Below are 12,606 nucleotides of genomic sequence, written 5' to 3' on the forward strand. Positions count from 1 at the left end.
GTCGTCGTCTTCACGCAGACGTCGGTCGATCTGCCGGAAGGCGTCAAGAACCCCCGTAACGGCCAGGACAACCTCGCCAACCCGACGTTGGACTCCCGTGGTTTCGGATGCACACTGTCCCCCGACTTCGAGGCCAACACGTCGTTCATCTACCCGGGGTCCACGATCATCGCGTCGCGCAACCTCGCCGGTGCCGCGAGCACTTACTGCTTTGACGGATCTCTCATGGGGTTCAGGTGTGGTGGCGTCGTGGTCTACAGCGACATCGTCAACGGCAACGCCTACGAGAGCGAGGAGCTTGCGCTCGACCCGACCGCTTTGGGATGCACGCTTGCCTTCTTCGACGGCAGCCGTGGGGCGGGATCCGAGTACTGCACGCTCACGCACCTGCAGCCGTAAATCTCTGATCGAAGCCCAGACGAAGCCAGGGAGACAGGATGATCAAGCGTTTGGCAGTGGCAGTCGCAGCTGCGGGTCTGCTGGTGGCTCTGACTCCGTTGGCGGCTCCCGTTCAGGCCGCCCAGTGCGAGAAGGACGTCGTGGTGTTCACCCAGTACGGCACCAAGTTGCCGGACGGGGTGACCCACCCGACGAACGGCAGTGACCACCTCGGCAATCCCACCACCGATCCCAACTCCGTCGGGTGCACCGCTTCTCCTGACGCCGAGTTCAACACCAGCTTTCTGTTTCCCGGCGCGACCATAATTCAGTCGCGTTACACCGCGGGTGGGGCAGGCAGCTACCTGTTCGACGGACCGGCCTTCGGTCACTCGGGCACGGCATCGGTCGTGGTGGACATCGCACTAGGGACGTTCACGCAGAGTCCCAAGCTTGCGCTGAGCCCGGCCGCTCTCGGCTGCACGACCGCGTCGTTCGACGGACGGGGCCACGCCGAGTACTGCACGCTCACGTCGCTGCAGCCGTAGTTCATTCAAGGAAGTCGGAGCAACGAAAGGAGAGTCAGCAATATGAAGCGCAGACTGATGCTCGCAGTGCTCGCGGCGGCCCTCGTCGCCGGACTCACCCCCCTGATGGGATCGCCCGCACAGGCCCAGCCCTGTGGCAGCGCCCGTGAGGTGGCAGTTTTCACGCAGTACGGGACCCACCTGCCGGAAGGCATGAGGGACCCCGTCTACAACCGCGACAGCGTCGCCAACCCGACGATCGACTACAACTTCTTCGGGTGCCTTGGCGACCCCGACGTGAACTTCAACTCGCAGTTCATCCTGCCCGGCCAGAACCTGATCTCCTCCAGGTGGCTGCCCGGCGGAGGCGTGAGCACGTACCTGTTCGACGGAATCCTGAATGCATCCGGCCCCGTCGTCCAGACGGTCGACGCGACGCTGGCCCCTGTCACCCAGAGCCCGAGGCTCTCCCTGAACCCCGCGGCCCTTGGCTGTGTCGGGGCCAGCTTCGACGGAGGTCGTGGACGCATCGAGTACTGCACGCTTTCGAACTGGACGCCTTAACCCAGGTCACTCAAAACGGGGCCCCCATCGGGGGCCCCGTTTTTTCTTGCAAGCGAGTGCTACAGGCGCCAGCCGCCTCCCACCTCCAGGACGGCCCCCGTCAGGTAGTCGGCGTCCGGACGCACCAGAAAGGCGACGGCCTCGGCGATGTCCTGGGCGGAGCCGACTCGTCCGGTGGGGGTGTGCTTCACGGGTCCGATGGCAAAGGCCTCCTGGCGCGTGGCGGCGTTGTCCGACACGATCCCCGGCGCTATGCAGTTGACGGTGATCCCCTCCGGCCCCAGCTCCCGTGCCAGGGCCCGCGTCATGGCCACGACGGCGGCTTTGGCGGAGGCGTAGGCGACGAACTGCGTCTGGCGGACGGGGAACTCGGCCCCCGCGGCGGAGAAGGTGACGATCCGGCCGAAGCCCTTGGCCCGCATGTGCGGGTAGGCGGCCCGGATGCAGAGGAACATCGTGTCTGAGTTCTGCGCGAACTGCCAGCGCCACTCGTCCACCGTCGTCTCCTCAAAGGACTTGCGCAGAAAGCCGCCCACGTTGCAGACGAGGATGTCCACGGCCCCGAAGGCATCCACGGTCCGGGCCACCAGCGAATCGGCTCCCTCGGCGGTGGTGAGGTCGGCCTGAAACGACTCGGCCGTGCCGCCGGCGGAGCGGATCTCCTCGACCAGGGACGCCGCCAGGTCGACGGAGCGGATGTAGTTGACGGCCACCGACGCCCCCAGGGAGGCGAGGTGGGCGGCGGTCCCGCGCCCCATGCCCCGGGACGACCCGGTGACTATCGCGACCCGGCCCGAGAGCGGACCGTCAGCGGGCAACGGCCGACAGCTCCGTCCGGACCTCGCGGGTCCCCTGGACGATCGCCCGCATCTTGGCCTGCGCCTCCTCCACCGTCCGGGTCTTGAGCCCGCAGTCGGGGTCGACCCACAGGTTCTCCGCCGGCATCGACTGAAGGGCCATCCGCACGCGTTCGGCCACCTGCTCGGCGGTTTCCACGACGTGGGAGTGGATGTCCACGACGCCGAAGGACAGGTCCTTGCCGAAGCCGTGGCGGTGGAACGTCTCGACGAGGTCGAACCCGGAGTTGGCCATCTCCAGGTCGAAGTTGTCCACCGGCATCTCCAGCATCCCGGGGAACACCGTCTCAAAGGCGCCGAAGCAGGCGTGCGTGAGGAAGTAGGCGTCCAGGCCCTCGGTCGTGACCCGCATGCACTCGATGGCCACGTCGAGCTCGCCGGCCCGCACCGACAGCGCGGGCTCGTCTATCTGGATGATCCTGCAGCCGGCTTCGATCAGCGCCTCGACCTCCTTGCGAAGCTCCCTTGAGAAGGCCAGCGCCGCCTCGCGGCGGTCGGGGTAGTGCTCGTTGAACGACCAGTCCATGACCGTGTAGCCGCCGGTGAGCATCCCCTTCACGGGAGCCTCGGTGAGCGACTGGGCGTAGCGCCACCAGTCCACCGTCATCGGCTGTTTCCACCCGATCTCGGACGTGATGATCGGCTTGCGGTAAAAGCGGTTGCCGTAGGACCTCACCAGGCCCCCGCGCTCGAACCCGTCCATCTCCTCGGCGAAAAAGGCCACCATGTCGCCGCGGTACATCTCGCCGTCCACGGGGACGTCCACCCCGATCTCGTTCTGGAAGCCCATCCACATCGCCGTCGCTTCCTGCTCGAGCCGGCGAAGCTCGGCGTGGTCGATCTCTCCGCGCGCGTGGGCGGTGCGGGCCCGTGTCAGCTCAACGGGCTTGGGATAGCTGCCCACGGCCGTGGTGGGCAGCAGGGGGAGGTTGATCCCGAGCGCCTCGAGCTTCCTGCGGCCGTTCACGCGCCCACCTTCGTCACCGATTCGGCGATCTCGCGCATCCGGACCAGCTTGCGCCGCGCGCGGTCGCGCGGCAGGTACTCCAGAGAGCAGGACGGCTGGAGGTGAAGTTCCTCGACCCCCCGCGAGTCCAGTGCCTCGGCGACCCGGTCCACGATCCCGGCGACGCTCGTGCCGTCCAGCGCCGTGTTGCGGCCGTCCACCGCTCCCAGCGCCAGGGGACGGTCCGAGCCCTGGCGCTCGATCTCGGCTACCAGTCCGGGGCCGTACTGGAGGTCCAGGGCGAGCATGTCCACGGGCATGTCCAGCAGCGTGCGGTAAAGGTCGGTCGCGTCGCCGAAGTAGGTGGCGAGGCTCACGCGCAGGGGTCCCTTCCGGTCTGTGGCCACCTGCAGGGCCTTGTTCACCAGAGCGGCGTCCTCTGGATGCCGCAGCAGCTCGGGCTCATCGATCTGGGCGAGGGTCGCGCCGGCACGTCCGAGCTCGTGCAGCTCGTCGCCGACGAGCTCCGCCAGGGCCATGGTCAACGCGGCGACGTCCGAATAGTGGTCGGTGCGCACGATCGAGTAGCGGGCGAGCGTGTAGGGGCCCGTCAGCACCGGTTTGACCGGCCTGGACGACACCGTGGTGGCCCAGGTGTAGTCGGCGGTGAGGTCAAACCGTCCGGACAGGGGGCCGAGGATCTCCGGCTGGCGGATGTAGGTGTTGGTGTCGAAAAAGCGCAGCAGCCCGTTGATCCCGACGCCGTCCAAACGCGAGGCGGGGTGGGAGATCAGGTCGTACCAGTGGACCTGCCCGTCGGTCACCAGGTCGCAGCCGGCCTCCGCCTGCTCGGCGATCACCTCCGCCGCGTAGTCGCGGGCCGTCTCCACGTAGCCCTCGGTCGAAACGTCCCCGGTCTCCCTTCGGGCGTAGGCCCGCCGCAGCCGCTGCGACTCGGGCGTTTCGCCCACCCGGGGGTAGGCGGAGTGGTTGGCGCAGATCAGACGCACGCGGGGGGCCCTTTCGACGGTGCCGGGGGCCCAAAACTACCAGCCCCGGCCCGGGAGCCTCAAAGGGGCAGGATCGAACGCCTTGGCGGCGAACCCCTGTCCGGAAAGATCCCGACGCAGCAGGAGGAACACTGAACCGCTCACGGACAACCCGATTTCTTGCCGCAGCCGCCGTCGCGACGCTGATGGCTCTACTGCCCGGCACCCCGGCACAGGCCGCGGGCACTCCGGCCCCGGACGACTGCCGGAACCTGATGGCCCGGCCGGGCAGGATCTTGATCACGGCGGACCATGAGGGGTCGCTGGCCCCGTGTCAGGGGATCCGTCCCGGGGGCGCGCTGATCCTTCAGGCAGGTCCCTTCGACTTCGTCTACTGCTCGATGGCGTTCATCGTCACCGACGGCACCGACCTGTATGTCTCCACCGCGGGGCATTGCGTCGAGGACAGCCTCGACGTGCCGTCGCTCGGCGAGCGCGTAGCCGCCCACGGAGTCGGCCAGTTCGGGACCGTCGTGCACCAATGGTGCGAGGGACAGGCGGCCAATGGCGGCTGCGGCGCGGGTACCGACTTCGGGCTGATCCGCATCGACGCCGACAAGCGCTCGTTCGTCAGCGCCTCCATGTGCCACTGGGGGGCGCCGTCGGGCATGTTCACCGCTCATGACGACAACCTGCGCGAGATCCGCCACTTCGGCTGGGGAGCCGGACTCGGCGGCGCCGATGTCGGCGTGCGCTCGGGCGATGTCCTTGTCCAGCCGGGAAACCCCGCCACTCAGGCCCGGAAGGGAGTCGGCTTCATCTTCAGCGAGCCTGACTTCGCCGTCGCGGAGACCGCCGCCATCTCCGGCGACTCCGGCAGCGGGGTGCTGGTGACCGAGCTGCCGACGGTCCCCGGTCTCGAGCAGCCCCAGGCGAAGGCGCTCGGGGTGATGACCCATATCAGCGCGGGAGGCCTAGCCTTCATTCAGCGCATGGACCTCAGCCTGGCCCGTGCCGGCACAGAGATGGGCAGGAGCTTCAACGTTGTGACGGGGTAGCGACCCGGTTCCGGGGGCTTGCTGCAGAGCAGCACGCCCCCGGCGCCGGGGCCTTCAGCGTCGGCGGCGAATGAGCCCGAACATGCCCCACACCGCGAGGCCGATGAGGCCGAGCGGGATCAGCAGGCCCAGCGACACGATCAGGCCCTGGAAGATCGTCATCGCGATCCGCCGCGCCACGTCGAACGCGTCGCCGAGGCCGTCCTCGTCGTCCGGCCGGTCGGGGGCTGCGTCCGGCTCGTAGATCGAGGCCTGGATGGTGGCCATGTCCACCTGGCCCTGCAGGTGCTGCTTCTGCGCCTGCAGCGACTCGATCTCCTGGCGGACGGAGTCCAGACGCGAGCGGACCTGGATCGTGTCCGACACGCTGCGGGCCTGCTTCAGCAGTTCCAGCAGCTGGGCCTCCTGGGCCTGCGCCGCCCTGATCCGGGCGTCGAGGTCGACCAGGCCCCCGGACACGTCGTTGCCGCTGCTCGTGTGCCGCAGCATGGTGCCGAGGGCCCGGAAGTCGGTGACGGCCGCGTCCAGCTTGTCCGCCGGCACCCGCGCGGTGAGCGTTCCCCGCGCCAGCCGGTTGCGGAGGGACTCGGTGGAGGAGTTCGTCACGAACCCGCCGTGCTTGGACGCGATGCCGTTTGCCTTTGACCAGGCCGACGTGAACCTGCCCTTTCGGACCCGGACTTCCAGTTCCGCGTTGCGAATGACCTTGGGCGGGAACGTGCCGGGTTGTCCGGGGCCGATGGGAGGCATGATCCGGCTGGCCGTGTCGTCGGTCTGGCCGGAAGTGTCCGGGGCAGGCGCACCCATCGCCCCGCCCGACTGGCTGCTGCTCCGTGCGGCGTCCGGCTCGATGGCCGGCTCGGGCTGGGACTGAACCGGGGCCCCCTTTTCGTCCCGTCCGGCTCCGGCCGCCGGTGCGCCCCGACGAAGATCCTCGGTCCCCGCGGACGAGCCTGGGACCAGCGCCGGACGCGAATCAGAGCCGTATCTCGCCGGCCCCGTCGTCAGACCTGTTCCGATGACGAACAGGACCAGCACGGTGACCGCGGCTGCGGACGCGTAGGCGAGCTTCGGGAACCCGCCGTGGCGGCCCCCGATCGACCTCGCGTCGCGCCATGCGCGCACACGGTCGGTCAGAGCCGGAGGCTCCGCCGTGCGGGCGGCCTCCATCGTCCTGGCTCCCAGACCGTCCGGGACCCGGACGTTTTCCGCCCGGTCGTTGAGCTCGTGGCGGATCTGAGCCTCGATGTCTTCGTGCGTCATGTCATCACCTCTCGTCATCCGGCGGCGGCCGCGATCGCCTCGTCGGAGGCCAGCCGTTGGCGCGCGTCGTGCAGGCGGGACTTCACCGTGCCGGGACGGACGGCAAGAGCACGCGCGATGTCCGCCTCGGACATGTCGAGGTAGTAGCGCAGGATCACGGGGACCCTGAGCCGGTCCGGGAGCCGGTCCAGCGCCTGGCCGACGGCCGAGCGGCGGGTGGTGGCCTCCTCGAACGAGACGTCGGACCCGAGGTCGGGCACGGCGAGCCGGGACATGGCGCGGACCTTGCGCCGCTGCGACCTCAGCTCGTTGAGCGCCGTGTTCACCGCGATCCGGTAGAGCCATCCGCGGATGTCCTCACCGGGCCGCAGCCTGCCGAGCGACCTGGAGGCCCTGATAAACGACTCCTGTGCCACGTCCTCGGCCCCCTCTGCGTTGCGCAGGATCAGGTACGCCGCCTTGTAGACCAGCGGCTGGTACGTCTCGACCCATCGTTCGAGCATTTCCATCGCCATGTCCGTCTCTGCTCGCATCGGCTTCCTTACTCGTTCAACACCGCAGGGCGCCGGAACGTTCGCGACTCCGCCGGTGGCGTCGCGCGCAGCGTGTACAGTCGTGTCCACCGCTCCCTTGCCAGGCGAAGGGAGGATGAGGAGGAGAGCCCGCCGCCGAAGGTCACGGCATCCGCGCCCCGCCCGTCGAGCTCGTCCAGCTGGGTTTCTCCAACCACTTTCGCGAAAGGAGCTTTGCCATGGCCGACATCATCGACGGAAAGAAGATCGCCGCGGAGATTCGCGAGGAAGTCCGGGTCCGGGCCGCGGACGTGGCCGCCAAGGGGGTTCGTCCCGCTCTCGCCGCGGTCCTGGTGGGAGACGACCCGGCGTCGGAGTCCTACGTCCGCGGAAAGCGAAAGGCGGCCGAGGAGGCCGGTATCGCCAGCGAGCTGCATCGGATGCCGTCCAGCACGCACGCGGCAGAGCTGGCGGCCCTGCTGGACAAGCTCAACGCCGATCCCGGCGTCCACGGCATCCTGCTGCAGCTCCCCCTGCCCAAGCACCTGGACGCCGACGAGTTCCTCGTCCGGCTGGCGGTTGCCAAGGACGTGGACGGCCTGCACCCGTCCAGCCTGGGCCTCCTGGCGCAGGGGCGGCCGAGGTTCGTCCCCTGCACGCCTGCGGGGGTCCAGCAGTTGCTCGTCCGCTCCGGCATCGAGGTGGCCGGGTCGCATGTGGTGGTCGTCGGACGCAGCGTGCTGGTGGGGCGTCCGCTCTCGATTTTGCTGTCGAACAAAGCGGATGGTGCCAATGCCACGGTCACCCTGTGCCACACGAGCACACGCGACCTGGCCCGGTTCACGCGGGAGGCCGACATCCTCGTGGTGGCGGCCGGACAGCCCCGTGCGATCGGTGCGGACCACGTCTCGGAGGGCTGCGTGGTCATAGACGTCGGGATCAACCGCGGGGACGACGGCAAGCTCGTCGGCGACGTGGACTTCGAGCCCGTCGCCGCAAAGGCGCGCGCGATCACCCCCGTTCCGGGCGGAGTTGGACCGATGACCGTCGCGATGCTGCTGGCCAACACCGTCACGGCCGCTGAGAGGGCAGTCTCGACGGCGTAGCGGCCTTCAGTCGCTGCCGCCGGAAGCGAGGCTGGGCGCACCGTGCCCGGGCCCGGGAACCGAGCCCTGGGCGTCGCGCTGGTAGAGTGCCGCCACCCAGCCTCCGCCTACCGCCTTTTCGCCGACGAAGTCGAATCCCGACTCGGAGTAGTAACGCTTCAGCCCATCGACGCGGGCTGAACAGTCGAGACGGAGCCATCGACGGCCCTTGTCCCGGATGCGGGCCTCCGCCCACTCCAGCATCCGCGGCACCAGGTTCGTGCCGGCGTAGGCCCGGCGGACGGCCAGTCGCAGGACGTAGCCCGCGTTTTCCGCATCCGCGTCGTCCCACACGTTGGGGTCGGTCCAGCACAGCCGCATCGTGGCCGCGGGATCGCCGTCCACCCTGGCTACATAGGTCTCGCCGCGGGTCACGCTGTCGCGGACGCTGTCGCCGAACGTCCCCGGTCCCCAGATGTCCACTCCCCGCGAGTTCATCCACTCCGCGGCCTCGTCCAGGATCGACAGGACGACGGGGACGTCGTCCTCGCCCGCCTGCTCGATGCTCGCCCCCGGGACCGCCCCCCGCGGCCTGCGGTGCAGCGCGAACAGGTTGAGGCTCTCGGGCGACCTGCACGCCGGCTGCATGAACCCGGCCGCCGCGGCGGCGAACAGCGACACCATGAGCAGCATCCCGAGAAAGCCGGTGAAAAGGTTCGTCGGCTGCACCTGCAGGACGATCGCCCAGACGAAGATCGCCAGCACGGACAGGAACACGTTCACCGAGACCCTGGTGGTAACGGCCCGCCGGGCCTCCCCGCGGATGGGTCCCTCCAGGCGGCGGGTCCTGGCGACGCCGGCGCCCGTCGTCAGCCAACGGACCGCCACCCAGGCGGACAGCAGAGCCGCGGCCGTGCGTGCGATCAGAGGCCGAGGCCCTCCACGCGCTCGCGGACGATTCCCGCGGCCGCGTGCAGTTCGGCGAGTTCGGCCTCATCGAGGTCCCACTCCTCGATCTCGATGACGCCGCCGCGCCCGAGCTTCGCCGGGACGCCGAGGAAGATGTCCGACAGGCCGTACTGCCCGGTCACCCACGCGCACACGGGCATCGACGCCTTGGTGTCCTTGAGAACGGCCTCGACCATCGCCACCGTGCCGCTGGAGGGCGCGAAATAGGCGCTTCCCTTTTTGAGCAGGCCTACTATCTCGGCCCCCCCGTCGCGGGTGCGCTCGGAGATGGAGTCCAGGGTCTGCTTGTCCAGAAGCTCGGAGACCGGTCGCCCTTTGACGGTGGCCAGGCGGGGCAGCGCCACCATGATCTCCCCGTGGGAGCCCAGGGTCGCAGCCTCGACGTCGCCCGGCCTGCATCCGACGGCCTCGGCGATGAAGTAGCGGAAGCGGGCGGAGTCGAGCATCCCCGCCTGCCCCATCACGCGCGGCTTGTCGAACCCGGAGACGGACGCCGCCACGTGCACCATCTCGTCCAGAGGGTTGGTCACGACCATCAGCACGGCCTCCGGCGACCGGGGCGCCACCTCTCGCACCACCTGGCTGATGATCTGGGTGTTCTTGCCGATCAGGTCGGCGCGGGACATTCCCGGCTGACGGGCCAGACCGGCGGTGATTACCACCACGTCAGATCCCTCGGTCGCGGCGTAGTCGTTCGCCCCGACGATGCTGGACGAGAAACCTTCGATGGGGGCCGACTGCATCATGTCCAGCGCAAGGCCCTGCGGAAGTCCCTCGACGATGTCCGTCAGGACGACGTCCGCCAGGTCGCGCTGCAGGATCCGGTGGGCGACCATCTTCCCTACGAAACCGGCTCCCACGACGGTTACCTTCATTCAGAACCTCCCTTTGGGGCCTCGGAGCCTCCAAGCATATGCACGGGTGTCCGGACCCGCCGCGCCCGGAACGGCCCCGAACGGCCCATACTTGCTGTCAGTCGCCCCGTTCGCGGGTGATTCCCCGGTCGCATGGGGGAGCGGTAGGCGCGGGAGTGGCTGTGACAGAACAGGTAGCCGGACCATCCGCCGCGGACGCCCGCCGGAACCTCGTCGAGCAGGCGGCGCACGTCGGCAGCTGGGAGTGGGACATCCGCTCGGGCATTGTCTTGTGGTCCGACGAGTTGTTCCGCCTCTACGGCCTGCGGCCCGGCGAGGTAGTTCCCAGCTTCGAGGAGTTCCTCGCGCGGGTTGATCCGGAGGACAGACCCAACGTGCAGAGCACGGTTGAGCGCGCCCTGTCGGACGCACGGCCGTTCTGGTTCACCCACCGGCTCCGAAGGCCCGACGGCGATATCCGCCTTCTGCGCTGCAGCGGAAGCGTATCGGTCGACGGTTCGGGTGCGCCCGTGCAAATGGCGGGAACGGCCCAGGACATGTCCCGCGAGGCAAAGGCCGAGGAGGCTCTCGCCACCGAGACCGGCTGGGTCAAGCTGCTGGGGGACGTGGCCGTGGCTTCCAACGAAGCGTCCTCCGTCGAGGAAGCAATGCAGACGGCGCTCAACCTCATCTGCCACAGCCAGCAATGGCCCATCGGCCACGTGTGCATGGCGGACCGCTCAGGCCGCGTCGTCCCCACATCCATCTGGCACCTCGCCGACCCGGATAGGTTCCGTGAATTCCGCGAAGCCAGCGAAAAGATGGAGTTCCTCAGCGGAGCCGGACTCCCCGGGCGGGTGGTGTCAAGCGGCAAGGCAGCGTGGATAGAGGACGTCCAGAGAGATCACGACTTTCCGCGAGCGGACGCCGCGGCGCTGTCGGGAATCCGAACCGGCGTAGCGGTTCCCGTGATGGTGGGCCGGGACGTTGGTGCGGTCCTGGAATTCTTCTCAGAGCGGCGGCAGGTGTCGAGCCCACAGCTGCTCGACCTGCTGTCCAAGGTGGGTGCTCAGTTGGGACGGGTGCTCGAGCGCGACCGGGGCCTGTCCGCCCTCCGGGAGGCCGAGGGCAAGATCAGAGCCGTGGTGGACTCAGCCTCCGATGCCTTCGTCAGTACCGACTCCCTAGGGACGGTCACGGACTGGAACAGCAGCGCCGCCGAGCTTTTCGGGTGGTCGCGGGAGGAGATCCTGGGTCTGAGCCTCGGCTCAACCATCGTTCCACACGCCTATCGGGAGGCTCACCGGGCGGGTATGGAGCGGTTCATCCGCACCGGAGAGGCCCGGGTGCTGGGCCAGCGGCTCGAGCTGTCGGCGCTGAACAAGGCTGGACATGAGTTCCCAGTGGAGTTTTCGATCTGGGCGGTGCGCCACGATGACGGATACCGGTTCCACTCGTTCATCCGCGACATTAGCCAGCGCAAGCGGGCCGAGCGTGAGGCGCTTTCTGCCTTTGAGCGCGAGCAGCAGATGGTCGTCGAGCTGAGGGAACTGGACAAGACGAAGTCCGACTTCGTGTCGTCGATCTCGCACGAGCTTCGCACGCCTCTGACCAGCATCATCGGATATCTGGCGCTGGTGGCCGAAGACCCGGAGCTTCCGTCCCAACTCGCCGAGCACCTGCACACCGTCAAACGCAACGCCAAGCGCCTTCAGTCGCTGATCGAGGACATCCTCACGATCTCCCGGATCGAGCACGGAGGCACGGAGCTCAACGTAGAGCCCGTGCGTGTCGAGGGGCTGGTCGAGTCCGCACTGTCGGTTTTGCGGCCGTCTCTCGAGGGACGGGATCTGAGTGTCGATGTCGAGGTCGATCCCGACGTGGGCAAGGTCCTGGCCGATCCGGGCCAGGTCGAGAGGGTGCTGCTGAACCTCCTGGGCAACGCAGTCAAGTTCACCCCCGACGGCGGGTCCATCAAGGTCGAGGTGCGGCAGGGCGCCTCTGAGGCCTCCGTGACTGTGGCCGACACCGGCGTAGGTGTGCCCGTGGACGAGCAGCCGAACCTGTTCGGCCGCTTTTTCAGGTCCTCGACGTCCCAGAAGATGGCCATAGGCGGGACGGGGCTGGGGCTGGCGATCTCCAAGGAGATAATCCAGCGTCACGGTGGGACCATCTCCCTTCAATCGACTCCAGGGGAGGGAACGACTGTATGTTTCACCCTGCCGCAGCCCCGGGAGTCCGTGCAGCAGACGCAGGCTCAGGGAACCGCTGCGGCGCAGGGGGATTGATCGATGGCCAAGGTCCTAGTCGTGGACGACGACCCGGACGTCCTGAACCTCGTGACGACGCAGTTGCGCCAGGCGGGTCACCAGGTCAACGGCGTGGGTTCGCCGTCCGAAGCCCTGGACCTGATCGGATCCCGGGGAGCCCCCGACGTCGCTGTCCTGGACATCAACATGCCCGAGATGAACGGGCTGGAACTGCTGAAGGCGATCCGGGAGCGGCACGAGCCGAACCTGCCGGCCGTGTTCCTCAGCGCGAAGGTAACCCCGGAGGACATCGCCGCGGGCAAGGCCATGGGCGCTACCTACCTGACGAAGCCGT

Annotated in this window: 14 protein-coding genes; 7 read left to right on the forward strand and 7 right to left on the reverse strand. The window is 68.4% G+C overall.

The window, feature by feature from the left end; all coding sequences use genetic code 11:
- The 3 genes from VNE62_06700 to VNE62_06710 form a co-directional block, all read left to right on the forward strand.
- Positions 1-399, forward strand: a 399-nt coding sequence (locus VNE62_06700) for a hypothetical protein (protein ID HVE91971.1), incomplete at its 5' end; no start/stop codon positions are given.
- 38 nt (positions 400-437) lie between these two features.
- Positions 438-926 carry a hypothetical protein gene (locus VNE62_06705; GenBank protein HVE91972.1) on the forward strand — a complete coding sequence of 163 codons (489 nt, stop codon included), beginning with the start codon at positions 438-440 and terminating at the stop codon, positions 924-926.
- A gap of 42 nt (positions 927-968) precedes the next feature.
- The gene (locus VNE62_06710; protein ID HVE91973.1) at positions 969-1,469 is read left to right on the forward strand and encodes a hypothetical protein; all 501 of its coding nucleotides are present in this window, start codon (positions 969-971) and stop codon (positions 1,467-1,469) included.
- A 59-nt stretch (positions 1,470-1,528) separates the two neighbouring features.
- Here VNE62_06710 and VNE62_06715 read toward each other — a convergent pair whose 3' ends face one another.
- From VNE62_06715 to VNE62_06725, 3 genes are read right to left on the reverse strand one after another with little or no spacing between them, the layout of a single operon-like run.
- Positions 1,529-2,287: an SDR family oxidoreductase gene (locus tag VNE62_06715; GenBank protein ID HVE91974.1), complete on the reverse strand. Its 759-nt coding sequence runs from the start codon at positions 2,285-2,287 to the stop codon at positions 1,529-1,531.
- Positions 2,277-3,293 carry a methionine synthase gene (locus VNE62_06720; GenBank protein HVE91975.1) on the reverse strand — a complete coding sequence of 339 codons (1,017 nt, stop codon included), beginning with the start codon at positions 3,291-3,293 and terminating at the stop codon, positions 2,277-2,279. Before VNE62_06720 ends, VNE62_06715 begins: the two co-directional genes overlap by 11 nt.
- On the reverse strand, positions 3,290-4,282 hold the full coding sequence (locus VNE62_06725; GenBank protein HVE91976.1) for a hypothetical protein: 993 nt from the start codon (positions 4,280-4,282) through the stop codon (positions 3,290-3,292). The genes VNE62_06720 and VNE62_06725 overlap by 4 nt, the downstream gene beginning before the upstream one ends.
- A gap of 275 nt (positions 4,283-4,557) precedes the next feature.
- Here VNE62_06725 and VNE62_06730 point away from each other — a divergent pair, with 275 nt between their 5' ends.
- Positions 4,558-5,319, forward strand: coding sequence for a hypothetical protein (locus VNE62_06730; protein HVE91977.1), 762 nt, complete (start codon positions 4,558-4,560; stop codon positions 5,317-5,319).
- 54 nt (positions 5,320-5,373) lie between these two features.
- Here the strand turns inward: VNE62_06730 and VNE62_06735 are convergent, their stop codons facing one another.
- Positions 5,374-6,582 carry a DUF4349 domain-containing protein gene (locus VNE62_06735; GenBank protein HVE91978.1) on the reverse strand — a complete coding sequence of 403 codons (1,209 nt, stop codon included), beginning with the start codon at positions 6,580-6,582 and terminating at the stop codon, positions 5,374-5,376.
- 14 nt (positions 6,583-6,596) lie between these two features.
- Positions 6,597-7,115, reverse strand: coding sequence for an RNA polymerase sigma factor (locus VNE62_06740; protein HVE91979.1), 519 nt, complete (start codon positions 7,113-7,115; stop codon positions 6,597-6,599).
- A gap of 218 nt (positions 7,116-7,333) precedes the next feature.
- Between VNE62_06740 and VNE62_06745 the strand changes: the two genes are divergently transcribed.
- Positions 7,334-8,200 carry a tetrahydrofolate dehydrogenase/cyclohydrolase catalytic domain-containing protein gene (locus VNE62_06745; GenBank protein ID HVE91980.1) on the forward strand — a complete coding sequence of 289 codons (867 nt, stop codon included), beginning with the start codon at positions 7,334-7,336 and terminating at the stop codon, positions 8,198-8,200.
- Positions 8,201-8,206: 6 nt separating this feature from the next.
- Here the strand turns inward: VNE62_06745 and VNE62_06750 are convergent, their stop codons facing one another.
- Positions 8,207-9,067: a GNAT family N-acetyltransferase gene (locus tag VNE62_06750; protein ID HVE91981.1), complete on the reverse strand. Its 861-nt coding sequence runs from the start codon at positions 9,065-9,067 to the stop codon at positions 8,207-8,209.
- Positions 9,068-9,102: 35 nt separating this feature from the next.
- Complete coding sequence (gene mdh, locus VNE62_06755; GenBank protein HVE91982.1) at positions 9,103-10,023, reverse strand: malate dehydrogenase; 921 nt, start codon at positions 10,021-10,023, stop codon at positions 9,103-9,105.
- Positions 10,024-10,184: 161 nt separating this feature from the next.
- Here mdh and VNE62_06760 point away from each other — a divergent pair, with 161 nt between their 5' ends.
- Positions 10,185-12,290, forward strand: coding sequence for an ATP-binding protein (locus VNE62_06760; GenBank protein HVE91983.1), 2,106 nt, complete (start codon positions 10,185-10,187; stop codon positions 12,288-12,290).
- Between the two features lie 3 nt (positions 12,291-12,293).
- Positions 12,294-12,606: response regulator (locus VNE62_06765; GenBank protein HVE91984.1), on the forward strand; the 313-nt coding region annotated here is incomplete at its 3' end.

The sequence above is a fragment of the Actinomycetota bacterium genome, from assembly GCA_035536535.1.
In the GTDB taxonomy this organism is placed as follows: Bacteria; Actinomycetota; JAICYB01; order JAICYB01; family JAICYB01; genus DATLNZ01.